At 72.7% G+C, this 23,951-nt stretch carries 19 protein-coding genes; 8 read left to right on the top strand and 11 right to left on the bottom strand.

Translation table 11 applies throughout. The annotated features are described in order from the left end of the window. Window positions 1–2 precede the first annotated feature (2 nt). Together ACQPZK_RS05695 and ACQPZK_RS05690 are read right to left on the bottom strand one after the other, a co-directional pair. Entirely contained in the window at window positions 3–1,037 is a 1,035-nt protein-coding gene (locus ACQPZK_RS05695; RefSeq protein WP_433537284.1) for an expansin EXLX1 family cellulose-binding protein, read from the bottom strand. A 96-nt stretch (window positions 1,038–1,133) separates the two neighbouring features. Continuing rightward, entirely contained in the window at window positions 1,134–1,952 is an 819-nt protein-coding gene (locus ACQPZK_RS05690) for an MOSC domain-containing protein (RefSeq protein WP_433537283.1), read from the bottom strand. Between the two features lie 146 nt (window positions 1,953–2,098). On the opposite strand from ACQPZK_RS05690, the gene ACQPZK_RS05685 reads away from it, so the two are divergent. Next, entirely contained in the window at window positions 2,099–3,178 is a 1,080-nt protein-coding gene (locus ACQPZK_RS05685; protein ID WP_433537282.1) for an LCP family protein, read from the top strand. 79 nt (window positions 3,179–3,257) lie between these two features. Here ACQPZK_RS05685 and ACQPZK_RS05680 read toward each other — a convergent pair whose 3' ends face one another. The 6 genes from ACQPZK_RS05680 to ACQPZK_RS05655 all read right to left on the bottom strand — a co-directional run bounded on the left by ACQPZK_RS05680 (window position 3,258) and on the right by ACQPZK_RS05655 (window position 11,012). Beyond that, the gene (locus ACQPZK_RS05680; protein ID WP_433539115.1) at window positions 3,258–4,712 is read right to left on the bottom strand and encodes a sugar transferase; all 1,455 of its coding nucleotides are present in this window, start codon (window positions 4,710–4,712) and stop codon (window positions 3,258–3,260) included. 174 nt (window positions 4,713–4,886) lie between these two features. Continuing rightward, window positions 4,887–6,113: an endo-1,4-beta-xylanase gene (locus ACQPZK_RS05675; protein ID WP_433537281.1), complete on the bottom strand. Its 1,227-nt coding sequence runs from the start codon at window positions 6,111–6,113 to the stop codon at window positions 4,887–4,889. After that, window positions 6,110–7,288, bottom strand: a complete 1,179-nt coding sequence (locus ACQPZK_RS05670; RefSeq protein ID WP_433537280.1) for a polysaccharide pyruvyl transferase family protein — start codon at window positions 7,286–7,288, stop codon at window positions 6,110–6,112. The genes ACQPZK_RS05675 and ACQPZK_RS05670 overlap by 4 nt, the downstream gene beginning before the upstream one ends. After that, window positions 7,278–8,600, bottom strand: coding sequence for a lipopolysaccharide biosynthesis protein (locus tag ACQPZK_RS05665; RefSeq protein WP_433537279.1), 1,323 nt, complete (start codon window positions 8,598–8,600; stop codon window positions 7,278–7,280). Before ACQPZK_RS05665 ends, ACQPZK_RS05670 begins: the two co-directional genes overlap by 11 nt. 40 nt (window positions 8,601–8,640) lie before the next feature. Beyond that, a complete protein-coding gene (locus tag ACQPZK_RS05660) occupies window positions 8,641–9,543 on the bottom strand; it encodes a glycosyltransferase family 2 protein (protein ID WP_433537278.1) in 903 nt (300 codons plus the stop codon). Continuing rightward, window positions 9,540–11,012: a hypothetical protein gene (locus tag ACQPZK_RS05655; RefSeq protein ID WP_433537277.1), complete on the bottom strand. Its 1,473-nt coding sequence runs from the start codon at window positions 11,010–11,012 to the stop codon at window positions 9,540–9,542. The genes ACQPZK_RS05660 and ACQPZK_RS05655 overlap by 4 nt, the downstream gene beginning before the upstream one ends. Window positions 11,013–11,462: 450 nt before the next feature. Here ACQPZK_RS05655 and ACQPZK_RS05650 point away from each other — a divergent pair, with 450 nt between their 5' ends. Then, the gene (locus ACQPZK_RS05650; RefSeq protein WP_433537276.1) at window positions 11,463–12,284 is read left to right on the top strand and encodes a glycosyltransferase family 2 protein; all 822 of its coding nucleotides are present in this window, start codon (window positions 11,463–11,465) and stop codon (window positions 12,282–12,284) included. A 20-nt stretch (window positions 12,285–12,304) separates the two neighbouring features. Here the strand turns inward: ACQPZK_RS05650 and ACQPZK_RS05645 are convergent, their stop codons facing one another. Further along, a complete protein-coding gene (locus tag ACQPZK_RS05645) occupies window positions 12,305–14,302 on the bottom strand; it encodes a trypsin-like peptidase domain-containing protein (protein ID WP_433537275.1) in 1,998 nt (665 codons plus the stop codon). Between the two features lie 126 nt (window positions 14,303–14,428). On the opposite strand from ACQPZK_RS05645, the gene ACQPZK_RS05640 reads away from it, so the two are divergent. From ACQPZK_RS05640 to hutH, 6 genes are all read left to right on the top strand, one after another. After that, a complete protein-coding gene (locus ACQPZK_RS05640) occupies window positions 14,429–15,280 on the top strand; it encodes a MurR/RpiR family transcriptional regulator (RefSeq protein WP_433537274.1) in 852 nt (283 codons plus the stop codon). 14 nt (window positions 15,281–15,294) lie between these two features. Beyond that, on the top strand, window positions 15,295–16,953 hold the full coding sequence (gene hutU, locus ACQPZK_RS05635; RefSeq protein WP_433537273.1) for a urocanate hydratase: 1,659 nt from the start codon (window positions 15,295–15,297) through the stop codon (window positions 16,951–16,953). Further along, window positions 16,950–18,152, top strand: a complete 1,203-nt coding sequence (locus tag ACQPZK_RS05630; protein ID WP_433537272.1) for an allantoate amidohydrolase — start codon at window positions 16,950–16,952, stop codon at window positions 18,150–18,152. Before hutU ends, ACQPZK_RS05630 begins: the two co-directional genes overlap by 4 nt. A 319-nt stretch (window positions 18,153–18,471) precedes the next feature. After that, window positions 18,472–19,833: a formimidoylglutamate deiminase gene (locus ACQPZK_RS05625; RefSeq protein ID WP_433537271.1), complete on the top strand. Its 1,362-nt coding sequence runs from the start codon at window positions 18,472–18,474 to the stop codon at window positions 19,831–19,833. Then, window positions 19,830–21,014, top strand: coding sequence for an imidazolonepropionase (hutI, locus tag ACQPZK_RS05620; RefSeq protein WP_433537270.1), 1,185 nt, complete (start codon window positions 19,830–19,832; stop codon window positions 21,012–21,014). Before ACQPZK_RS05625 ends, hutI begins: the two co-directional genes overlap by 4 nt. Then, the gene (gene hutH / locus ACQPZK_RS05615; RefSeq protein WP_433537269.1) at window positions 21,011–22,549 is read left to right on the top strand and encodes a histidine ammonia-lyase; all 1,539 of its coding nucleotides are present in this window, start codon (window positions 21,011–21,013) and stop codon (window positions 22,547–22,549) included. The genes hutI and hutH overlap by 4 nt, the downstream gene beginning before the upstream one ends. Window positions 22,550–22,610: 61 nt before the next feature. Here hutH and rdgB read toward each other — a convergent pair whose 3' ends face one another. Beyond that, window positions 22,611–23,228, bottom strand: coding sequence for an RdgB/HAM1 family non-canonical purine NTP pyrophosphatase (gene rdgB / locus ACQPZK_RS05610; protein ID WP_433537268.1), 618 nt, complete (start codon window positions 23,226–23,228; stop codon window positions 22,611–22,613). After that, on the bottom strand, window positions 23,225–23,950 hold the full coding sequence (gene rph / locus ACQPZK_RS05605) for a ribonuclease PH (RefSeq protein WP_433537267.1): 726 nt from the start codon (window positions 23,948–23,950) through the stop codon (window positions 23,225–23,227). The genes rdgB and rph overlap by 4 nt, the downstream gene beginning before the upstream one ends. Window position 23,951 lies beyond the last annotated feature (1 nt).

The raw sequence follows: 23,951 nt of genomic DNA, 5'->3' as shown, positions 1-23,951 counted from the left end.
GTTCAGCCGCACCAGCGGGCGGTTGCTCCGGCCGGTCGGGTGGAGGGTCCGTCGGCGGCCGGGGTGGCGGGCGCGCTCGCCACGGCCACCTTGTCGGCGCGCCGGGCCGGTGTCGGGGTGCCGTTGGGTCGGGCGACCGGTGGGCGGGCCGTCGTGGGCGGACGCGTGGTCGTGGCGACGACGCCGCGCTCGTACATCCGCACCACGCTCGTCTGCACCTGGCCCGGTGTCATGCGGATGCCGGACACGGTGACCCGGTGGCCGTACACGTCGCTGACCCGCACGCTGTACGGGCCGGGACCCGCGCCGGAGGCCAGGAGCCAGTAGTTGTAGTCCTGGCGGGCGGTTGCGCGCCACGGGCCGCTGGTGCCCTGGCGCACCTCGACGGCGCGCAGGGGGTTGCCGTGGTTGCCGATCCGGACGGCGAACCAGAACTGCGACGCGCCCTCCTTGATGCGGAAGGTCAGCGGGCCGGGCAGCGGCGGGTTGACCACGGCGCGGTAGGTGACCTGGACGAGGCCCTGGACGGGGTCGGCGATCCGGGCGAACGCCTCCCGGGAGAGGTCGAGGTGTCCCGGCTCGCACTCCGGACACTGGTCCATGATCAGGACGCGGACGGTGCCCTTCGGGCCGGTGACGTCGAGGAATCCGCCGCAGGCGGCACCGGCGGCGTACTCGGTGGGGCCGAGGGCGACGTAGAGCCGGTTGGCCGGGGCGGCCGGGTTCGAGCAGTTGCCGCCGGTGCCCTTGGAGTCGTAGAAGGTGGCTTTGCCGCTGTGGGTGGCGGTGCCGGTGGGTGGCGCGGCGGCGAGCGTCCGTCCGGCGGCGCAGGCCGGGGTGGAGCCCGACCGCAGGGTCAGGGTGAGTCCGAGGGCCGCCGCGAGGACGGTGACGCCGGTGGCGACCAGCCAGGGCAACGGGCCGGACGAGGACGCGGGCCGGTCGTCCGGAGCACGGTCGAGGTCGAGTTCGATGTCGACGTCCTTGACGACGACGGCGGGACCCTCGACGTCGCCGGGAGCGCTTCCGTCGGTCACGTCGCGATGCTGCCGGAACGGCGTACGGCCGGACAAGGCCGCTAAGCGAAAGCTAAGGGAGCATCGACGGAGGGTGACGGTTCCACCGCTGGTCGGTCAGGGTTCGACGATGACCCCGTCGCCGATTCGTATCTCTCCACTGTCGACGGGCACCAGGTTCAGTCCGAACAGGAGTTTCTGGCGGACGTTGCGGTAGCGGCCGAGGGTGCGCAGGGGCTCCTTGGCGCGTACCCCGGTCTCCTGGTCCGTGGTGGTGACCACGCAGCGGTCGCACGGCCCGGCGGCGCGCATCCGCACGTCGCCGATGCGCAGCGACCGGCCCGCCCACTCGTCCTCGGCCCAGGCCGGCGCGCCGTCGACGACCAGGTTCGGCCGGAACCGTGTCATCGGCACCGGTTCCTCGCCCGCGTCGGCGAGCCAGCCGTTGAGGGCGTCGAGGGAGCTGGTGCTGGTCAGCAGCAGCGGGTAGGCGTCGGCGAAGCTGACCTGGTCGCCGGTGTCGTACTCGCGCTCGGCGGCGGGCACGTGTCGCGTCGGACTGGCCAACCAGACGAGCCGGACGGGCCGGCCGAGGAGCGCGCCGAGCCAGGCGTCGGCGGCCGGACCGGCGTGTAGCGCGGGGACCGGGGTCTTCCGACTGCGGAAGGTCCGCACCTGGACCGGGTCGCCGCCGGCCGGCTCCGGCACGTCGAGGTCGGGCCGCCCGTCGGCCCGCAGCACCAGGCCGCCCGGGCGCACGGTGGCACGCAGGCCGACCAGGCGGGTCGTCTCCCGCTGGGTGACGCCGACGCCGTCGGCGTCCACCACCATCCAGCGCCGGTCGCCGGCCAGGCCCCACGGCTGCACGAACGCGCCGTCGTGGTCGAGCCGGTGACAACCCTTGACGGGGTACGTGTGAATCGAGGTCAGCCGCACCCGATCACCATGACACGCCGACACCGTCGCCGGGGTACCCGACCGGTCGGTCGATCGGACCGATGGGGGCGGGCGCGTTTCGCACCGGGTGATACCAGACGCACGAGGGTACGCGGCGACGAATCGGCTTCAGTAGCATCGCGCCCATGCCACATCGCGAACGGGCCTCGGAGCCCGGGACGGAACCGACGATCGACGCCGCCGGTTCCGCTGAACCCACCGAGCAGACAACGCCGGAGGTTCCGCGGCGGCGTCGCCGGTGGCGGCGGGTCCTGCTGATCAGTCTGCTGGTGCTTGTGGTGCTGGGTGCTGGCGGTGTGGTGGCCGGCGGGCTCTACCTGCGGTCGGTCGAGTCGGACATCGAACGGGTCGACGCCTTCGACGGCGTGCCGGAGGAGTCGCGTCCCCAGCCGGTCGTCACGGGCGCCACGAACATCATGATCCTGGGCAGTGACTCGCGTGACCCGGAGCGGACGAGCGGGTCGCGCACCGACACGATCATCATCGCCCACCTGCCGAAGGACCGGTCGAGCGCACAACTGATCTCGATTCCGCGGGACACCTGGGTGCCGGTGCCCAAGTCGAAGGACGGCGAGCACGGCGGCCGGGACGCGAAGGTCAACGCGGCCTACGCGTGGGGTGGGATTCCGCTCATGGTGCAGACCGTGGAGTCGTTCACCGGCGTCCGGGTCGACCACGTGGCGGTGATCGACTTCGCCGGTTTCAAGGAGATCATCGACGCGCTGGGCGGCATCGAGATCGACTCGGAGAAGAGCTTCACCTCGATCCACGAACCGTTCCGCACCTTCAAGCAGGGCGTGCAGCGGATGGACGGTGAGACCGCGTTGGACTACTCACGTCAGCGCAAGCAGTTCGCGGACGGCGACTTCGCCCGGATCCGCCACCAGCAGCAGGTGATCCGCGCCATCATCGACAAGGCGTCGTCCGGTGGCATCATCACCAACCCCGTGAAGCTCAACGACTTCCTCAAGGCCACCTCGAGCTCCGTCTCGGTGGACAAGGACCTGTCCCTGCTGGACATGGCGACGCAGCTGCGTGGGGTCCGAGGCGGCAACATGACGTTCCTGACCAGTCCCACCAAGGGCACCGGGCAGGTCGGGTCGGAGAGCGTGGTGTTCGCCGACAAGGCACGGGTGAAGACGTTCTACGACGCGGTCCGGCGGGACTCCGTCGGCGAGATCGTCAGCCTCGGCACCAGGAAGTAGCGGGCGGCCGGACGGAAGGAAACGACGGGCGGCGGCCGCGAGGCCGCCGCCCGTCGTCGTAGGGCAGGTGGGACGGTCGTCAGTACGCGCCCCTGCGGGCCAGCACGACGCTGACCGTCTTCCAGAGGATCGCGAGGTCGTACACGAGCGACCAGTTGTCCACGTAGTGCAGGTCGAGGCGGACCGCGTCGTCCCAGGTGAGGTCCGAGCGGCCGGAGATCTGCCAGAGACCGGTGATGCCCGGCCGCACCAGCAGCCGCCGGCGTACGTCACCTCGGTAGTCGTCGTCCTCGGTGGGTAGTGGGCGTGGACCGACCAGGGACATCTGCCCCCGCAGCACGTTGATCAGCTGAGGCAGTTCGTCAAGTGAGAGCGCCCGCAGGTGCCGGCCGATCGGGGTGACCCGCGGATCGTCCTTCATCTTGAAGAGCAGTCCGTCGCTCTCGTTCCGGTCCCGCAGGGCCGCGAGCCGCTCCTCCGCGTCGATGTACATGGTCCGGAACTTCCAGACCTTGAACGCCCGGCCCTCGTGGCCGATCCGGGTCTGACGGAACATCACCGGCCCCGGGCCACTGGCCCTGATGGCCACGGCGATGGCGAGCAGCACCGGGCTCAGGACGACCAGACCGATCAGGGCGGTGACCCGGTCGAGCACGTTCTTGGTCAGCAGCGACAGGCCGGAGATGGTCGGCTCGTCCACGTTGAGCAGCGGAAGACCCTCGATCGGCCGGACGTGGATGCGGGGACCGGTGACGTCGGTGACCTGCGGGACCACCACCAGGTTCAGGCCCGTGCCCTCCAGCTGCCAGGCCAGTTTGCGCAGCTCGTACGACTCGAGGCTGGCGGGGCCGCAGACCGCGATGGTGTCCGCGCCGAGCTGCTGGACCAGCGGCACCAGGTCCCAGCCCACGTAGACGGGCACCGGGGCCGTCACCCGCGCGCCCGGACTCGGGTGACGGGGTAGGTGGATGGCGACCGGGTGCAGTCCGGCGCCGTAGTTGCGGGTCACCACTTCGTGCAGGGCGAGCGCGTCGGAGAGGCGACCGACAAGCAGTACCTTGTGCGCCGCCCGCCCGGTACGGCGGATCCGGCGCAGCACCACCCGCGCGAGGAACCGCGCCACAAGCGTGTACAGCAGCAGGCAGATGATGATGGCGGCGACCGTCGCCCGGGACAGATCCTTCTTGAATCCGAGCGCCAGGAACGACACCATGGCGGCCATCGCGAGGTTGGCCCGGGCGACCCGCTTCGGTTCCTCGGTGCCCAGCCCGAGCACACGCCGGTCGTACGCCCCGGCCGCGACGAGCAGGACCAGCCACCCGAGCGGCACCCCGACGTTCGCCACCAGGGTGAAGGAGCTGATGTCGCCCAGGACCCGCTGGTCCCAGAATCCGGCGTCGGCCTCGTCCAGCAGGGCTACCACCGTCCGGCTGGCGGCCAGCGCGGCGAGCGCGTCCAGCAGCACCAGCCAGGCCACGTACCGCCGACGCCAGTTGGCCCGCGGTGCGGGGCGCGCGAACACGGACCGGGCCATGCCGTTGGAGGGCGGCGTGATCACCCCCAGGTCGGGGTCGAACCTCGGTGCCTGCTGAGAGGTGACAGCCGTCAGGAACTCAGTCTGCGCGGACACGGTTTTCCTTTCACCGACGCATGTCGTCGACATCCGGAGGGCGGCACTGCGTCTTACGGCGGCAGCGAACAGGTGGGCTCAGCCCGGGCCGGGGCCGGCTCCGGTGGGGGATGGAATCCGGCGAAGTTCGTCGATGAGGGCGGCGTGGGCCGGTTTGGGAACCAGGGCCGCGTCGAAGATGCAAGCCGCACCGTAACCCGCGTGGTAGCTCGGGATCCAGCTCCGGGCGTCGGTGAAGCCCCAGACGGTGAACGAGACGCAGGCGGGGACCGCGAGGCAGGCCCGGAGCACCTGCCGGTAGAGCGCCGCCTGACGTTCCCGCTTGGCGGCGGTCTCGGGCAGAGCGACGCGTACGTCGAGTTCGGTGATCGCCACCGACACGCCCAGCTGCGCGAACCGCCGCAGGTTGCCCACCATGTCCCGGGGCTGCTCGTCCCAGCGCAGGTGGCTCTGGAACCCGACCCCGTCCACCGGTACGCCGGCGCGGCGCAGCTCGCGCACCAGGTCGAGGAGCGCATCGGCCTTACGCGTCCGACCCTCGACGCCGTAGTCGTTGATGAACAGGCGCGCGCCCGGGTCGGCCGCGTGTGCCCACCGGAACACCTCGGCCACGTAGCCGGGGCCCAGCTTGCGCAGCCACAGCGAGTCGCGCAGCGAGCCGTCCTCGTCGAGCGCCTCGTTGACCACGTCCCACGCCCACACCCGTCCGCGATAACGGGACACCACGGCGGTCACGTGATCCCGTAGCGCCGTCCGGAGCTGCTCCGCCGACCACCGCCCATCCACCCACTTCGGCACATCGGTCCGCCCGAGGAGGGTGTGGCCGTAGACCGCCTGGCCGCGTTGTTCGGCGAAGTCGACCAGCTGGTCCGCGCCGGCCCAGACGTACACGTCAGGCGACGGCTCGAGGTTTCCCCACTTCATCGCGTTCTCGGGCGTGATCGCGTCGAACTCCGAGCCGAGCAGCTCGCTGTACTCGGCGTCCAGACTCATCCAGCGGCCGTCCGCGGCCGAACCGACCCGGACCGTCGACGGCATCAGGTCGCGCAGGGCCGGCGCCCGGGACACCGTGGGCACCGGCACGGTCGGGACGGCGGGGACGGCGGCGTCCCGCGGCTTGCGCTCGATGCCGTACGCCACCGCGATACCGGTGGTCAGCAGCGCGACGACCACCAGCGCGAGCGCCACGGCCAGCACCGCCCGGCGCGGTCGCACCGGCGCGGGGGTCACCGGCACGACGGCAGGCGACCGGGGCGCGGCCGGTACGACCGGCTCGCGCTCCCGCATGAACACCCGCTCGGTCACCCTGCGGAGGTATCCGCTACCGCACGAAGCGCCCACGGCGCCTCGGTGAAGTTCCGACGCGCCCGCTCGGCGAATTCCGCCCGCGTGAGGCCGGGCACCGCGTCGTCGATGAGCATGCCGGCCAGCACGCGCGTGACCTCGGCAGGGTCCTCGGGGACCCGGGCGAGTCGCAGCGACGTGGGCTGGTCGATGTCGTCGAGGAAGTCGTCGCACTTCTGCTGGTACGGCACCAGCGCGAAGGGCACGCCGGCCAGATAGGCGAAGACCGCACCGTGCAATCGCATGTGCAACCCCAGGTCACACTGCTTCATCTCGTCCCAGCATGCCCGAACGCCGTCACGCGCCGTCACCACGCGCACGTCGCAGGCACCGGACACCGCCGCGCGGAGCCGCTCGCTGACCTGCTCGTCGCCGTGCTCGTCGTGGGTGTTGAAGACGAAGACGGTGACGTCCACCGGTTCCTTGAGCACCAGCGCCCGTACGCCCTCGATCAGGGCGTCCTCACGCCGCCGTACGTCCGGCGCGGCAGCCTCGTAGTCCACGCCGAGCAGGGTCACCCCGAGGCGGGCCCGGGCGCCCGGAGTCGGCCGGGGCCGGCGCGGTGGGATCGGCTCGCCGAGCGCCTCGGGCAGGAGGCCGGCGAGGTCGCCCGCCGGGATGAGCAGGCCCGGGTAGCCCGCGCGACGCAGGACCTCCGCGGACGCCGCGTCGCGGACCCCGATGACGTCGATGCGCTTCAGCACCTCGACCAGGCGACGCTCCGCGGCGGCGGACAGGAACGGGCCGATCGAGACACCCACCGCCGCCATCGGATGCCCGGAGAACCGGCTGAAGAGGGCGAACATCTTCTTCTCGCTCAGCGGGCCCATGTCCCGAAAGACCGAGCCGCCGCCGAAGAGCAGCATCGAGGAGCGGCTCAGCAGAGCTGCCTTGCTCAGCAGGGCCCCCGCCCGGTTCGTAGCCCCGTGGCCGCGGTACCACCGAGGGCTCAGGCCCGCGCTCGCCTCGGGCAGGTCGACCATCGGCGGTGCGGCGAAGACCGGATGGGTGGCCCCCCAGTAGGTGCGGGTCGCCCAGTCCAGGACGACACAGAAGGCGTTGTCCCCGACGTTCTCCATGCCGTAGTACCCGACCACGAGGGGACGCCGAGCGGCCGCACTCGGTTCAGGACGCACGCGAGGCCCCCCTTGTCAGACGCTGGCGCAGATCGTGCCACGACGGCAGATCGGCGTCGCCGACGACCCGACGGCGGACCGCGATCCAGAACAGAGCACAGAGGACGATCTCCGCCACGACGGTTGCCGCCGCCGCACCCATGATGCCCCAGAGTGGTGTGGCGACGGCCAGTGCCACCACGAACACCAGAGCGCCCACCCCCTGATAGACGACTTTGCGGCGGAGCAAGCCACCGCTGGTGAGAAGCGAGGCCACCGCCGCGCCGGCGAACCGGAACGGGATCGCGAGGGCGAGCACGGCCAGGACCGTCGCGGACTCCCGGTACTCGGGGCCGAGCAGGAACGGCAGACCCGGCAGCCCGCAGACCGCCACCAGCACCGCGATGACCGCGCCCAGCGCCAGCATCCCGCTGCCGCCGTAGCGGTAGGCCATCAGGATCGCGTCCCGGTCGGTCTGCGACCAACGGTGCAGCTTGGCCAGGAAGTACTGCTGGAACGCCACCCGGGGCACGAGGTACACGGCGGCCAGTACGGACATCGGCACGGACAGCACCGCCGCCGCCTCGGGACCGCGCACCTCGGCCACGGTCACCGTGCCCAGGTACATGCCGAGCAGATAGAACACGTTGCCCAGCACGAACGGAGTGGCGGCCCGGGCGACCCCGGCCACCGGCACCACCGGGCCGGGTGGCGCACCGCTGGACGTGTGCCCTTCCAGAGGCATCTCGCCCCGGACGAAGGGCCGCATGACGACGGCACAGGCCACGACGGTCAGCACCGCGACCACCGCGTACCCCGCCGCGGCCGCCAGCACCGACAGCCCGAACAGCCACACGGCGAGCACCACCAGGACGCGGCCCAGGTGCGGTGCCGCCTGCAACACCGACAGCCCGGCGTACGCGCCGCGCAGTTGCTGCACCGATGCGACGAGCGCGAGACCGGCCTGCGCGACGACCACACAGGCCAGCAGGGCGCGCACTCCTCCCTCGGCCGGATCACGCATCTCGGCGGCGGCCCACGCCAGCGTGGCGGCGACGATCAGCACACAGGTGACCAGCACCAGGCGCAGCGACGGACCCACCCAGCGGTAGGCCCGCTCCCCCTCCTGCCCGAACCGCTGCAACCACAGTTCGGAGACGCCGAAGACCGCCAACGGCGCGGTCAGCGACACCACCGCGAGGGCGGCGGTCATCGTTCCGAAGGCGGCCTGCGGGAGGCTGCGGGCCAGCAGGATCTGGGTGGCGAAGGCCGCGACGGTGACACCGATCTGACTCAGGCCCAGCATGCCCAGGTGGATCAGGACCCGCGTCACCCGCCCGCGCGACGGCGCGGGGCGCACCGGGTTGTCGAGGTCAACGGATGCGGGTGACAACCCACTTGCCCGTCTCGCTCAGTGTCCGTAGCGCCTTCATGCTCAGCCCGACCCCGGGAAACCGCCATGGTCGGTACATGTCGATCAGGCGGAACCAGAAGACCAGGCCACCGAGGCGGCCTCGCGTGACGTTGCCGTCGTGCCGCTGGAACCGCACGATCGGATGGCCCAGATGGCAGGGCTGCACGCCGGCACGCAGTGCCCGCAGGACCAGCTCGATGTCCTCGAAGAGCCGGAAGGTCTCATCGTACCCGCCGATGGTGTGCAGCACCTGTCGGTCGATCGTGGTGCCGGAGTGTTTGAAGGGAAGACGCGGACGGGTCAGCACCCCGAGCAACATGCGTTCCGCCGAGGCGTACTCGGGCAGCCGGATGGGACGCTGCGTGCCCTGGTTGATCTCGGTGTAGTCCGCGTACGCCCAGCGCCGCCCGGTCGCGGTGAGCAACTGGTGCAGCCGGGCCAACGCGTCCTCGGTGAGCTCGTCGTCGGAGTCGAGCACGGTCAGGTACCGGCCGACGGCGGCGCGCAGCCCACGGTTACGGGCTTCGGCGATGCCGGTGGGAGGCTGACTCACCACCCGGACGCGGCGGTCCGTGGCGAGCCCGGCCTCGGCGATCACCCGCCCGACCGGGATCTGCGAACCGTCGTCGACGATGACGAGTTCGAAATCCTGGTAGGTGTTGGCCAGCACGCTACGGACGGCGTTGACCAGCAGGGTGGCCCGGTCCCGTACGACGATGCAGACGGTGAAGGTGGGCCGGACGACAGGTGTGGTGGGCGTGTCCGTCTCGACCCGGTCGGTGGGTTCGACGACCGGACCACCCTGTCGGGGCGGGTGGGGGTGGTCCCCGCGAACGGGCGCGGGAGGCGAGGGATTGGTCACGTCGGCCCGCCCGCCGCCACCGGATCGCTGTCGTCGGCCCGCACCGGCAGCTCCGCCCGCGACCCGTCGTCGGTCGCGGCGTCGTCGGTCTCGGAGTCCACGGCGAGTACCGCCAGCATGCCGAGGAAGAACAGCCAGAGGAAGTACGGGTAGCCCAGGGGTTTCTGGGTGAGCCCGAAGATGAGGAGCGTGGCGAAGAGCACCAGCAGGGGCAGGCGACCGGACGGGCCCACCTGCACGCGGGCGAGCCGGTACACCCCGACGAGGATCGCGCCGATCAGGACGAGACCGGTGATCCCCCAGATGACCATGATGCGGATCAGGTCGTTGTGCATGTCCCACGGCTCGTAGCCGAAGCCGAACAGCCACACGTCGGCCGACGAGCGACCCAGGATGTCGGCGACGTCGTTCCAGATCGCGCCCCGCCCGTGCATGAAGGTGTCGGAGCGGACGTCCAGGGACCCCACCTCGGTGAGGGCCACCCGCACCCGCTCCCAGATGGCGCCGCCCCACAGCCCGCCGGCGACGGCGGCGACGGCCACCACGGCCCCGCCCCCCAGGAGCGCCGAGCGGCGGTCGACCCGACCACCGGCGCGACGGCCCGCGACCAGGCCACGGACCCGCCGCGCCTCGAAGGCGGCCACGATGACGATCAGGCAGAGGATCGTGAAGCGGTGCAGGGACACCGCGCCGGTGGCGACGAAGAGCCCGATGAGCGCGTACCGTACGGCCGCCGAGAGGCGGAGGCGGTCCCCCAGGACGTAGATCAGGAAGACCGAGAAGATGAGCAGCCGGCCGAGCGACATCGGGTGGTAGTAGCCCCCCGAGGCACGCCCGATCTTCTCCCAGTTGGCCAGCTCGAAGTAGAACGAGTAGGGGATGACGCCGGCGACCTGAAGCCACGCCAGGACACAGTGGACGATCGCGCCGAGCAGGATCACACCGGTGACGAGGACGAGCCGCCGCGAGGTGAGGAGAGACCGCCGCATCACCATCAGGCCGAGCAGCGCGATCGGGGCGAAGCCCACGATCAGGCGCAGCGCTTCGGCGGGGATTGCCGAGCGGGGCTCGAGGTGCGCGCCGTAGATCGGGTAGCGCCGCACATCGAAGAGGCTCAGCAGATCTCCGCGGCTGCCGACGAGGAGGAAGCTGACCGCCGAGCTGACCAGGAGCAGCACCACCGCACCCGCCACCAGCAGCAGCGGTCGGGGCGGCAGTCGCCGAGCGCCGAGGGCGACGAGCCCGTACGCGGCGATCATCAGGGCGGCGCCGATGGCGGTGAGCACCACGCCCAGGTCGAGCCCACTGCTGCCCTTCTCCTCGCCGATGTCGAACAGTGGCTTCACCGCGACGAGAGCCAGGGCGCCGATGGCCAGGTAGCCGGCGATCTGCTCGTGGCGGGGCGTCGGCCCGTCCCGGTGCCCCACCTCCGGCCGTGGTCCCGGGGCCGGAGTGGTCAAGATTCCCATCGCGGGTGTCTCTCCTCTATCAGGGTCCGCCGTGGGCGGCGGCCGGCGTCGTGGGCGCGCCGCCGCTGCGGCCGTACCGCCCGACCGTGAATCAGGGGCCGGCGGCAACTGCCGATAGGCGGAGACTGAGCCGGATGTCGGGAAAGGACATCCACTGTGCTCAACCGCCGCCCGGCCTCAGAATCAGGTGGACAATACCAGCGCGGTGCGTCATTTCGGGGCCCCGGTCGCCGGCCGGACAGCTCTGTGGAACCCGCGTCACGCCAGGTTGGACGGACATTTCCGATTCACTTGTTCGACCCCTTATTTCGCCCGTCTTGCACGGGGGACACCGTCTCCGGCAAGCTTGACGGCCGTGCGCCGACGGGTGGTCGTGGCACGACGTACGTCGTGAGCGGCTGCCGGCACGATCCGACCTCTACCCATGACTGTGAACGGTGTGACACTTCGATGATCTCCGTGGTGATGGCCGCCCACAACGAGGCGCGGGTCATCGGCGGCAGCCTCGACGCGCTGCTCGCCGACGGCGGCCCGGACGACCTGGAGATCGTGGTGGTGGCCAACGGCTGCACGGACGAGACGGCCCAGGTCGCCGCCCAGCGCCCGGGCGTACGGGTCATCGAGGTCGCCGAGCCGGGAAAGGCCAACGCGCTCAACGTGGGTGACGCGGCCGCACGCGGCTTCCCCCGGATCTACCTCGACGCCGACGTCGTGCTGAGCCCCGGGGCGCTGCGCCGGATGGCTGCGGTGCTGACCGAGGGCGACAATCCACCGATGGCGGTCATGCCCCGTCGGCAGATGGTGACCACTGGCCGTCCGGTGGCGGTGCACGCGTACTACGCCATCAACACGAGACTGCCGATCTTCGCGGACGCGTTGTTCGGCCGTGGCGCCGTCGGCATCTCGGAGGCCGGCCGCCGACGCTTCAGTCAATTCCCGGAGCAGATCGCCGACGATCTTTTCCTGGATTCGCAGTTCTCGTCGAACGAGAAGCAGGAGGTCGGCGACGCCACCTCCTATGTACAGGCGCCCCGCCGTACCCGGGATCTGCTGCGCACCCTGGCGCGGGTGCGCGCCGGCAACACGATGCTGCGAGCCACCCACGATGGGGTCCGGCCGTCGGTCCCGTCCTCCTGGCTGCGCGACGTCGTGCTGCCCCGACCGTGGCTCGCCCCCGCGGCCACGGTCTACGTGGCGATCACCGTCGCGGCCGCGCTGCGGGCCCGTCGACACCCGCGCGACGCGTGGGGGCGGGACGACTCGACGCGCTGAGCGCTCGTGGTCCGGACCGGTCAGTACCGGGGACGGCGGCGGAGGACCACCACCAGCACGACCAGCCCGACCAGGAGCAGACCGCCGAGCCCGGCGAGCGAGGCCCACAGCAGCCGGGGTGCGCCGTCCGACTCGCCGGCGAGCCGGGCGCGGTCGACGGCGTTCTGCCGGTACGCCTGGGCCAGGAGGTTGACCGGCGACGCCTGGGCGACGCGGTCGAAGCTGGCGATGGCGTCGTCGTTCCGGCCCGCGAAGAACGCGTCGAGCCCTTCCCGGTACACCCGGTCGGTGTCCGCACGGCTGCTGGTGGTGCCGCCCGCGCCGAGCAGTCCGGTGACCGCCGACACCGGCACCAGCGCGCGGTTGGCGCCACCGCTGGCGGCCCGGTCGGTGTCCAGTACGCCGACCACCCGACCGGCGGTGTCCAGGGCGACCCCGCCGGCGGAGTAGATGCCGACGTCGTCATTGAGGCGCGAGACGCTGATCGAGCCCTGGTTGGCCGTGCCGGCGATCTGCGCGGGCTTGCTCTCCACGGTGTAGGTCGCGGCCCGGAAGTCCGCGTCCGTGGTGCGGTAGCCCAGCACGAGCAGCGCGGCGCCCGGCGCGGGTACGCCACCGTCGGCCAACTCCACCGCCGGAAGGCCGGCCTGTGTCAGCTTGACCAGGGCGAGGTTGCCGGCATCGGGCTCCAGCACCCGGACGACCTGGCCCGGGATGGCCGGGCTGGCGGTGAGGTCGCCCCGGGCGACGTTGAACTGGCCGAACACCTGGCTGGTGGGTTCCGTGCCCGGTTCGGCGCCGGTGAACACGGTGCTGTTCAGCTTGCTCCGGACGTAGGCGTCCAGCTGGGGTGTGGTCAGTTTCTTCTGCTCGATCAGGATCCGGCCGAGCGTGTAGAGGGCGCGCTCGCGGGCCGCGTCGACCGCCGGCCGTACGCACTGACCGTTGGTGACGATGTGGCCGTCCGGATTGACCACGAAGCCGCTGCACCGCCGCTTGAAGGTGACCGGTGTCACGCTCAGCGGCACGTTGGACTTCGCCTCTCGCAGGGTGCCGGTGAAGACGGCCTCGACGAACACCAGGGACGGCCCGGCAATGGCGAGGGCGCGCTCCTCGGGACTGTACGGTGCCGCCTGCGCCCACGGCTTCAGCCCGGGGTTGATCGCCGGCGCGCTCGGGAACGCGCCGGACGCCGTGGGCAGGGTCTGCGGGACGGTCGGATCCTCGTCGCCGGTGACCGCCCAGACGATGGCGCCGACGGCCACAGCCACCGCCAGGGCTGCGGCGGCAACACCGACCCAGAGGCCCGTGCGGCGCGGCGGGGGCGCTGACGGCTTGATCCGCCGGACCGGGGCGGTGAACGGGTCGGGCGACGACCGGTCCGCGTCCGGGAGCACGGGGTCCACCGTGGACGCCTCGGCGCCGGCGCCGGACACCGGATGCGGCGAGGCGGAGACCGGTTGCACGGGAACGGGCCCACCGTGCATCGCCCACGGCGCGTACGGCGGAGCGGACGCCTGCGGCACACCCGAGACGGAGTGCGGCGGCCCGGAGACCTGCGGTGCGCCCGAGACGGGCTGCGGCACCCCGGAGACCTGCGGTGCGCCCGAGACGGGCTGCGGCACCCCGGAGACCGACGGCCCGGCCTGCTGGGGGATGCCGGAGACGGGCTGTGGCGGCGCGGAGACAGGTGGTCCGGCTTCGTCCGGAACCGGCTGGTACTCCACGCCCAGCGCGCGGAAGAGCTTCTCCGCGCCCGGCCCCGCCTCGGCCGGATAGGCGACCCATGGCTCGGCAGCGCCGAAGTCGGCGTAGACGAAGGTCTGGCCGCCCTGCGTCTGCGCGAGGGCGTTGGCGGTGGCGGAGAACGCCTCCCGCCAGGCCGGGGTGGCCGCCACGTTCCCGTCCAGGACAGCCACCGTCACCAGCCGGCCCTGCCCGTCGATGGCCGCCCACGCCTTCCCCACCTGGCTTGTGCCCAGGACGTGGGTGAACCTGTAGGGGCCATCCGGCTGCATCCGCACTCCTCCGCTCGACCGCCGTGCGGATACTACCGAGAGCGCGCCAGCCGGCTCACCTCGGTTCGAGGGCGAAGCCACACGGAGTGGTTGCCCTCTGAAAGTTTTCATGCATAGAGTCGCAGCGTGAATGACAGAGCTGCCGAGGCGACGGCCGAGCAGGTCCTCGACCTGTTCGACGGGGTGCGGCTCACCCCGACCCAGCGCCGGATCGCGCACTGTCTCGTGCAGCACGCGCCGACCGTCGCGTACCTCTCCGCCGCGGAGGTCGCCGAGTTGGCCGGTGTCAGCCAACCCTCGGTCACCCGGTTCGCCGTCGCGCTCGGCCACGACGGGTATCCGGCGCTGCGCCGCCGACTGCGGGACCTCACCGCCAGCACGACGGGCAGGCCGGCGGACAACGCCAACGAGCTCCAGCAGGCGGTACGCGCCGAGATGGGCAACCTGGACCGGTTGGCCGGACAGCTCGCCGACACCGACCGGATCGCCGAGACCGGGCGACTGCTCGCGTCCAGCCGGCCGCTGCCGGTGCTGGGCCTGCGGGCCGCCGCGCCGCTGGCCGCGTACTTCGCCTACTTCGCCGCGAAGGTCCACCCGGACGTGCGGGTGCTCAACGACGGCGGCAGCCTGCTCACCGACCGCCTGGAGCAGGCCGCCGAGGCCGGGGCGTCGGCCGTGCTCGCCTTCGTGCTGCCCCGCTACCCCCGGGAGACCCTGGACACCCTGCGCGACGCTCGTGCCGCCGGGCTCACCGTCGTGGCGATCACCGACTCGCCGGTCAGCCCGGCCACCGAACATGCCGACGTGGTGTTGCCGGCCGCCGTCGGCGCGCAACTCGTCTTCGATCTGCACACCGCCCCGATGACCCTGGCGATGGTCCTGTTGCAGGCGATCTGCGACGCCGCGCCGGCCGACACCCAGCGCCGCCTGGAGGCGTTCGAAGCCTCTGCGGCCCGCCGACAGTTGTTCCTCGGATGAGGAGGAGACCGGAGATGACCCAGCCCGTCCGTGCCGCACGGGGCAGCCAGCTCACCGCCCGTGGCTGGCAGCAGGAGGCCGCCCTGCGGATGCTGATGAACAACCTCGATCCGGAGGTGGCCGAACGCCCCGACGATCTGGTGGTCTACGGCGGAACCGGGAAGGCGGCGCGGGACTGGCCGTCGTACCACGCGTTGGTGCGTACGCTGACCGACCTGCGCGCGGACGAGACGATGCTGGTGCAGTCCGGGCGGCCGGTCGGCGTCATGCGGACGCACGAGTGGGCGCCCCGGGTGCTGCTGGCGAACTCCAACCTGGTCGGTGACTGGGCGACCTGGCCCGAGTTCCGTCGCCTCGAACAGCTCGGCCTGACCATGTACGGGCAGATGACGGCCGGCTCGTGGATCTACATCGGTACGCAGGGCATCCTCCAGGGCACCTACGAGACGTTCGCCGCCGTGGCCGCCAAACGGTTCGGTGGAAGTCTCGCCGGAACGCTGACGCTCACCGCCGGGTGCGGCGGAATGGGTGGGGCGCAGCCTCTCGCGGTCACCATGAACGACGGCGTCTGCCTGATCGTCGACGTGGACCGCACGCGGCTGGACCGCCGGGTGCACGACCGCTACCTGGACGAGGTGGCCGACTCCCTGGACGACGCGGTCGCGCGGGTCCGCGCGGCGAAGCGGGACCGGCGCGCGCTGAGCGTCGGGGTGGTCGGCAACGCCGCCGAGGTCTTTCCCGAGTTGCTGGGCCGGGGCGTCGAGATCGACATCGTGACCGACCAGACCAGCGCGCACGACCCTCTGGCGTACCTGCCGGTGGGTGTCGAGCTGGCCGACGCCCGGGACTACGCCGCGGCGAAGCCGGCCGAGTTCACCGACCGTGCCCGCGCATCGATGGCGAAGCACGTCGAGGCGATGGTCGGGTTCCTCGACGCCGGTGCCGAGGTGTTCGACTACGGCAACTCGATCCGGGGCGAGGCGCAGCTCGGCGGCTACCAGCGGGCGTTCGACTTCCCGGGCTTCGTGCCCGCGTACATCCGGCCGCTGTTCTGCGAGGGCAGGGGCCCGTTCCGGTGGGCGGCACTCTCCGGCGACCCGGCCGACATCGCCGCCACCGACCGGGCCATCCTGGACCTGTTCCCGGAGAACGAGTCCCTGGCCCGCTGGATCAAGCTGGCCGGCGAGCGGGTCGCGTTCCAGGGCCTGCCGGCCCGGATCTGCTGGCTCGGCCAGGGCGAGCGGGACCGGGCGGGCGTGCGCTTCAACGACATGGTGGCCTCCGGTGAGCTCTCCGCCCCGGTGGTGATCGGCCGGGACCACCTGGACACCGGCAGCGTGGCGAGCCCCTACCGGGAGACCGAGGGGATGGCCGACGGCTCGGACGCGATCGCGGACTGGCCGCTGCTGAACGCGCTCGTCAACACGGCCAGTGGGGCGTCCTGGGTGTCCATCCACCACGGCGGCGGGGTCGGCATCGGCCGGTCCATCCACGCCGGACAGGTCTGCGTGGCCGACGGCACCGCCCTGGCGGGACAGAAGATCGAGCGGGTGCTCACCAACGACCCGGCGATGGGCGTGATCCGGCACGTCGACGCCGGCTACGACAGTGCCCGCGAGGTGGCCGAGCGCACCGGCGTGCGGGTGCCGATGACCGAAGGCCAGACCGCGTGAGCGACGACCTGCCCGGCCGCTTCCGGGCGCTGTGGGACGAGATCGCGCCGGTCGGGCGGGACGCCGACAGCGGCGGCTACCTGCGGTACGCGTTGACCGAGCCGGAACTCGAGCTGCGGGCCTGGTTCCGGGCGCAGGCCGACGGTCGCGGCCTGCCGGTCACCGAGGACGGCAACGGCAACCTGTTCGCCCACTGGGGTGACCCCGAGGGCACGGACGCCGTGCTGACCGGCAGCCACTTCGACTCGGTGCCGCACGGCGGGGCGTACGACGGGCCGCTCGGCATCGTCAGCGCTTTCCTCGCCGTGGACGAGCTGCGCGCCGCCGGTGTCACCCCGGTCCGGCCGCTGGTGGTGGCCGCGTTCGTGGAGGAGGAGGGCGCGCGCTTCGGCGTACCCTGCCTGGGCTCGCGGCTGCTCACCGGCGTGCTGGCGGCCGACCGCGCGGCCGGCCTGCGCGACGCGGCCGGGGTCAGATTCGCCGACGCGCTCGGCGGCCGGCCGGCGGGCGCCCGGCCGGAGTTGCTGGGCCGGTTCGGCGCGTTCGTGGAGTTGCACGTCGAGCAGGGCCGCGCGCTGGTCGACGCGGACGCGCCGATCGGGGTGGCGAGCGCGATCTGGCCGCACGGCCGCTGGCGGTTCGACGTGGTCGGCGAGGGCAACCACGCGGGTACGACGCGGATGGCCGACCGCCGCGACCCGATGCTCACCTACGCGTTCGGGGTGCTGGCCGCCAACAAGGAGGCGCGGTTGCGCGGCGCGCACGCCACCGTGGGCCGGGTCGCCGTGGAGCCCAACGCCACGAACGCCATCCCGTCCAGGGTGACCGGCTGGCTGGACGCCCGTGCCGCCGACCCGGAGACCCTGACCGGGCTGGTCGACGCGGTCCGGGCCAAGCTGGCCGAGCGGGCCCGCCGCGACGGCACGGAGGTGACCGTCGCCGAGGAGTCGGTGACCCCGCTGGTCGCCTTCGACGACGACCTGGCCGCCCGACTGGCGAGCCTGCTCGACGCGCCGGTCCTGCCCACCGGCGCGGGCCACGACGCCGGGGTGCTGGCGGCGCACCTGCCCACGGCGATGCTGTTCGTGCGGAACCCGACCGGGGTGTCGCACTCCCCCGCCGAGGCCGCGAGCGACGACGACTGCGCCGCCGGGGTGCGCGCGCTGGCCCGCGTGCTCGAGGAGCTGACATGCCGCTGACGGACGTGGTGCGCGCGCGCCGGGCTGGGCCGCGCGGGGCTGGGCCGCGCGGGGCTGGGCCGCGCGGGGCTGGGCCGCGCGGGGCTGGGCCGCGCGGGGCTGGTCTGCCGCGTGGCGCTGGTTGGCACCTGTTGCGGACGTCCTTTGGAGCTGATGCCGCAGACGGATCAGTCGGAGCGCCGCGGCCACCCCGACCGGCCGGACCGTCGGCAGCACCCCGACCGGCCGGACCGTCGGCAGCACCCCGACCGGCCGGGCCGTCGGCAGCGCCCCGGCCGCTGATGTCACAGACGATTCAGCTCCAAAGGGAGCGTGGAGTATGACCGCCACCCGCTGGCTCGCCGAGTACGCCTGGTTGCCCGCGCACGCCGAGCCCACGCCCGACGTGCTGATCGAGGTCGAGGACGGCCGGATCAGCGCGGTGACGCCGCTGACGCCCGGGAGTCGGCCACCGGCCGGGGTCGACGTGTACGCCGACGCCGTGCCACTGCCCGGCCTGACGCTGCCGGGCCTGGCGAACGCCCACTCGCACGCCTTCCACCGGGCCCTGCGCGGGCGCACCCACGACGGGCGGGGTGACTTCTTCTCCTGGCGGGACCGCATGTACGCGGTCGCGGACCGGCTGGACCCGGACACCTACCTGGCGCTGGCCCGGGCGGTGTACGCCGAGATGGCCCTCGCCGGCATCACCTGCGTGGGCGAGTTCCACTACCTGCACCACCGGCCCGACGGCGGCGCGTACGACGACCCGAACGCGATGGGCGCGGCGCTGGTCGAGGCGGCCGCGCACGCCGGGGTCCGGCTCACCCTGCTGGACACCTGCTACCTCTCCTCCACGGTGGACGGTCAGCCGCTCGCCGGGCCGCAGCGGCGCTTCGGCGACGGCGACGCGGACGGCTGGGCGCGACGGGCGGGGGCGTTCGGACCGACGGACCCGCACGTGCGGGTCGGCGCGGCCGTGCACTCGGTCCGTGCCGTGCCCGCCGGCCAGCTCCGCACGGTCGCCGACTGGGCCCGCGACCGGCAGGCCCCGCTGCACGTGCACCTCTCCGAACAGCCCGCCGAGAACGACGAGTGCCGGGCCGTGCACGGGCGTACACCGACCGCTCTGCTCGCGGACCACGGCGTGCTCGGGCCGGACACCACCGCCGTCCACGCCACCCATCCGACCAGCGCGGACCTGACCCTGCTCGCGGACAGCCGGACCGGCGTGTGCCTCTGCCCCACCACCGAGCGGGACCTCGCCGACGGCATCGGCCCGGCCCGCCGGATGGCCGACGCGGGGATCCGGCTGAGCCTGGGCAGCGACAGTCACGCCGTGGTCGACCTGTTCGAGGAGGCCCGCGCCGTCGAGCTGGACGAGCGGCTGCGTACCCGTCGCCGCGGCCACTTCGCCCCGGTCGACCTGTTCGCCATGGCCACCGCTGCCGGGCACGCCGCGCTGGGGTGGACCGACGCCGGTCGCATCGCCGCCGGTGCCCGCGCCGACCTGGTGACGGTAAAGCTCGACAGCGCCCGCACCGCCGGCGTGCCGCCGCTGGGGGCGTTCTTCGCGGCCGGTGCGGCGGACGTCGACCAGGTGGTGGTGGACGGCCGGATCGTGGTGGCCGAGGGCCGGCATCTGAACGTCGACGTGCCGGCCGAGCTGTCGGCGTCGATCGAGGCGGTGACGCCTTCATGAGCAGCCTGCTGATCGACAACATCGGGGAGTTGGTCACCAACGGCATCGGCGCGGACCCGCTGGGCGTCCGCCGCAAGGTGGCCGTGCTCGTCGAGGAGGATCGGGTGGCCTGGATCGGGCCGGCCGCGTACGCGCCGGCCGCCGACCACCGGATCGACGTCGGCGGGGCCGCCGTGCTGCCCGGCTTCGTGGACAGCCACGCCCACCTGGTCTTCGCCGGGGACCGGGCCGCCGAGTTCGGCGCTCGGATGGCCGGCGAGCCGTACACCGGCGGCGGCATCCGGACCACCGTGGGCGCGACCCGGGCCGCCAGCGACGACGCGCTGCGGGCCACCGTGCGCCGGCTGCGCGGGGAGGCGCTGCGCCAGGGCACCACGACCATGGAGATCAAGAGTGGGTACGGCCTGAGCGTCGCCGACGAGGCCCGCTCGCTGCGGATCGCCGCCGAGACCAGCTCCGAGACCACCTTCCTGGGCGCGCACGTGGTCCCCACCGAGTACGCCGACCGGCCGGACGACTACGTCGGGCTGGTCTGCGGGCCGATGCTTGCCGCCGCCGCGCCGTACGCGAAGTGGATCGACGTGTTCTGCGAGCGCGGCGCCTTCGACGTCGACCACGCCCGCGCCATCCTCGCCTGCGGGCAGGCCGTCGGGCTGGGCGTACGGCTGCACGCCAACCAGCTCGGCCCCGGACCGGGCGTGCGCCTCGGGGTGGAGTTGGGCGCGGCCAGCGTCGACCACTGCACCCACCTCAGCGACGCCGACGTCGACGCGCTGGCCGGCACGGCCCACAGCGACGGGTTCGGGACCCGCACCGTCGCCACCCTGCTCCCCGGTGCCGAATTCTCCACCCGTTCGCCCTATCCGGACGCGCGCCGGCTGCTCGACGCCGGTGTGACCGTGGCGCTGGCGACGGACTGCAATCCCGGTTCGTCGTACACCTCGTCGATGCCCTTCTGCATCGCCCTCGCGGTCCGCGAGATGCGGATGACCCCGGCGGAGGCGGTCTGGGCCGCCACCGCCGGCGGCGCGCGGGCGCTGCGCCGCGACGACATCGGGGTGCTCACGCCCGGCGCGCGGGCCGACCTGATCGTCCTGGACGCACCCTCCTACCTGCACCTGGCCTACCGGCCCGGTGTCCCCCTGATCCGCCAGGTAATTCGCAACGGAGTACCGCAATGACGCACGTGACCATCCAGCCCACCGGGATCTGTCCCGACGACGTGCGCGCGGTGGCCCGCGGCACCGCCACGGTGGTCCTCGACCCGGCCGCCCGGGACGCGATGGCGACCAGCCGCGCGATCGTGGACGGAATCGAGGCGGCCGGACGACCGGTGTACGGCGTCTCGACCGGGTTCGGGGCCCTGGCGAACACGTTCGTCGCCCCCGAGCGGCGGGCCGAGCTGCAACACGCGCTGATCCGCTCGCACGCCGCCGGGGTGGGCGCCCCGATGCCGCGCGAGGTGGTACGCGCCATGATGCTGCTGCGCGTACGCTCGCTCGCCCTGGGCCGCTCCGGGGTCCGGCCGCTGGTCGCCGAGGCCCTCGTCGACCTGCTCAACCACGACATCACCCCGTGGGTACCGGAGCACGGCTCGCTGGGCGCGTCCGGCGACCTGGCGCCGCTGGCGCACTGCGCGCTGGTGCTGCTCGGTGAGGGCTGGGTGCTCGGCCCGGCCGGCGAGCGGCAGGACGCGGCCGACGTGCTGGCCGCCAACGGGCTCAAGCCGATCGAGCTGGCCGCCAAGGAGGGGCTGGCGCTGATCAACGGCACCGACGGCATGCTGGGCATGCTGCTGCTGGCCATCCACGACGCGGCGCACCTCTTCGCGATGGCGGACGTGACCGCCGCGCTGGCCATCGAGGCGATGCTCGGCTCGGAGCGGCCGTTCCTGCCCGAGCTGCACGCCATCCGACCGCACCCCGGCCAGGCGGCGTCGGCGGCGAACATCCACCGGCTGTTGCAGGACTCGCGGGTCATGGACTCGCACCGCGACGACCTGGCCCACGCCGTGCAGGACGCGTACTCGATGCGCTGCGCGCCGCAGGTGGCCGGCGCGGCCCGCGACACCCTCGACTTCGTCCGTACGGTCGCGGGCCGGGAGCTGGTGTCCGTCGTGGACAACCCGGTGGTGCTGCCGGACGGACGGGTCGAGTCGACGGGAAACTTCCACGGTGCGCCGCTGGGCTTCGCCGCCGACTTTCTCGCCATCGCCGCCGGCGAGGTCGGCGCGATCGCCGAGCGACGGGTCGACCGGCTGCTCGACGTGACCCGCTCCCGGGAACTGCCGGCGTTCCTCTCCCCCGACGCCGGGGTCAACTCGGGCCTCATGATCGCCCAGTACACGGCCGCCGGGATCGTCGCGGAGAACCGGCGGCTGGCCGCGCCCGCGTCGGTGGACTCGCTGCCCACCAGCGGCATGCAGGAGGACCACGTCTCGATGGGCTGGGCGGCGGCCAAGAAGCTGCGCACCGTGCTGGACAACCTGACCAGCCTGCTCGCGGTCGAGTTGCTGGCCGGCGTACGTGGTCTGCAACTGCGCGAACCGCTGGTGCCCTCGCCGGCCGGCCGGGCCGCCGTCGCCGCCCTCGGCGCGGCGGCCGGCGACCCCGGTCCGGACGTGTTCCTCGCCCCGGTGATGGAAGCGGCCCGTGCCGTCGTCGCCGGCCCCGAGCTGCGCGCCGCCATCGAGCGGGAGATCGGCCCGCTGGGCTGACCTCCACGGGTCGCTGTCGTCCGCCGCGGGTCAGGCGGCGGGCGGCTGCACCTCGCGCCGGTCAGGCGGCGGGCGGCAGTACCTTGGCGACCAGCTTGGCCAGTTCCCGCAGCGCCTTGCCCCGGTGGCTGACCGCGTCCTTCTCGGCCGGCGTCAGCTCGGCGTTGGTCCGGTCCTGGCCGTCGCCCAGGAAGATGGGGTCGTACCCGAACCCGCCGTCGCCGCGCGGCGCACGCAGCACCCGACCGGTCTGCCGGCCGTCGACCAGGTGCTCCTTGCCGCCGGGCAGCACCAGCGCCACCGTGCAGACGAAGGACGCCGCCCGATGCTCGTCCGGCACGTCGGCGATCTGGTCCAGTACGAGCTGGAGGTTGGCCTGGTCGTCACCGTGCTTACCGGCCCACCGGGCGCTGAACACCCCCGGCATCCCGTTCAGCGCGTCCACCGCGATCCCCGAGTCGTCGGCGATCGTCGGCAGTCCGGTACGTCGGCAGCCCTCCCGCGCCTTGATCAGCGCGTTCTCGCCGAAGGTGAGGCCGGTCTCCGGAAGCTCCGGGTACTCCTCGACGTCGTCGAGGCCGAGCAGCGCGATCCGGTGGGCGCCGAGCGCCCCGTCCAGGATCCGCTGAAGCTCCACCAGCTTCTTGCGGTTCCGCGTGGCCAACAGGACCTTGTTCATGCCAGTACCTTCCGCTGGGCTTCGGCCAACTCGGCGCAGCCGGCCACGGCCAGGTCGAGCAGGCTGTCGAGCTGGTCCCTGGCGAACACGCCCGCCTCACCGGTGCCCTGCACCTCGACGAAGTCGCCCGTGCCGGTGCACACCACGTTCATGTCCACCTCGGCGGCCACGTCCTCCTCGTAGCAGAGGTCCAGGCGCGCCTCGCCGGCGATGATCCCGACGCTGACGGCGGCCACCGAGCGGTGCATGACCTTCTCCGGCTTGCCGGCGAGGGACTTGCGGGCCGCCAGCCAACCCACCGCGTCGTGCAGCGCCACGTACGCGCCGGTGATCGCGGCGGTCCGCGTACCGCCATCGGCCTGGAGCACGTCGCAGTCGAGCACGATCGAGTTCTCGCCGAGCGCCTTGAGGTCGATGCAGGCGCGCAGGCTGCGACCGATCAGGCGAGAGATCTCGTGGGTACGGCCACCGACGCGGCCCTTGACGCTCTCCCGGTCGGAGCGGGTGTTCGTGGCGCGGGGCAGCATCGCGTACTCGGCGGTCACCCAGCCGAGCCCGGAGCCCTTGCGCCAGCGGGGCACGCCCTCGGTGACGCTCGCCGTACAGAGCACCCGCGTGCCGCCGAACTCGACGAGCACCGACCCCTCCGGGTGGGTGCTCCAACCTCGGGTCAGGGTCACCGGTCGGAGTTGAGAGGGCCCTCGCCCGTCAGGTCGCGCCATG

It is taken from the genome of Micromonospora sp. CA-249363 (genome assembly GCF_050950185.1).
GTDB lineage: Bacteria > Actinomycetota > Actinomycetes > Mycobacteriales > Micromonosporaceae > Micromonospora.
The sequence above is the reverse complement of the archived record's forward strand: the minus strand, read 5'-3'. Positions and strand labels throughout refer to the sequence as shown.

Coding starts and splice junctions, on each gene's coding strand:
- ACQPZK_RS05685 (WP_433537282.1), top strand. CDS start 2,099: ATGCCACATCGCGAACGGGCCTCGGAGCCCGGGACGGAACCGACGATC.
- ACQPZK_RS05680 (WP_433539115.1), bottom strand. CDS start 4,712: ATGGCCCGGTCCGTGTTCGCGCGCCCCGCACCGCGGGCCAACTGGCGT.
- ACQPZK_RS05655 (WP_433537277.1), bottom strand. CDS start 11,012: ATGGGAATCTTGACCACTCCGGCCCCGGGACCACGGCCGGAGGTGGGG.
- ACQPZK_RS05650 (WP_433537276.1), top strand. CDS start 11,463: ATGATCTCCGTGGTGATGGCCGCCCACAACGAGGCGCGGGTCATCGGC.
- ACQPZK_RS05645 (WP_433537275.1), bottom strand. CDS start 14,302: ATGCAGCCGGATGGCCCCTACAGGTTCACCCACGTCCTGGGCACAAGC.
- hutU (WP_433537273.1), top strand. CDS start 15,295: ATGACCCAGCCCGTCCGTGCCGCACGGGGCAGCCAGCTCACCGCCCGT.
- ACQPZK_RS05625 (WP_433537271.1), top strand. CDS start 18,472: ATGACCGCCACCCGCTGGCTCGCCGAGTACGCCTGGTTGCCCGCGCAC.
- hutI (WP_433537270.1), top strand. CDS start 19,830: ATGAGCAGCCTGCTGATCGACAACATCGGGGAGTTGGTCACCAACGGC.
- hutH (WP_433537269.1), top strand. CDS start 21,011: ATGACGCACGTGACCATCCAGCCCACCGGGATCTGTCCCGACGACGTG.
- rdgB (WP_433537268.1), bottom strand. CDS start 23,228: ATGAACAAGGTCCTGTTGGCCACGCGGAACCGCAAGAAGCTGGTGGAG.
- rph (WP_433537267.1), bottom strand. CDS start 23,950: ATGGCGCGACCTGACGGGCGAGGGCCCTCTCAACTCCGACCGGTGACC.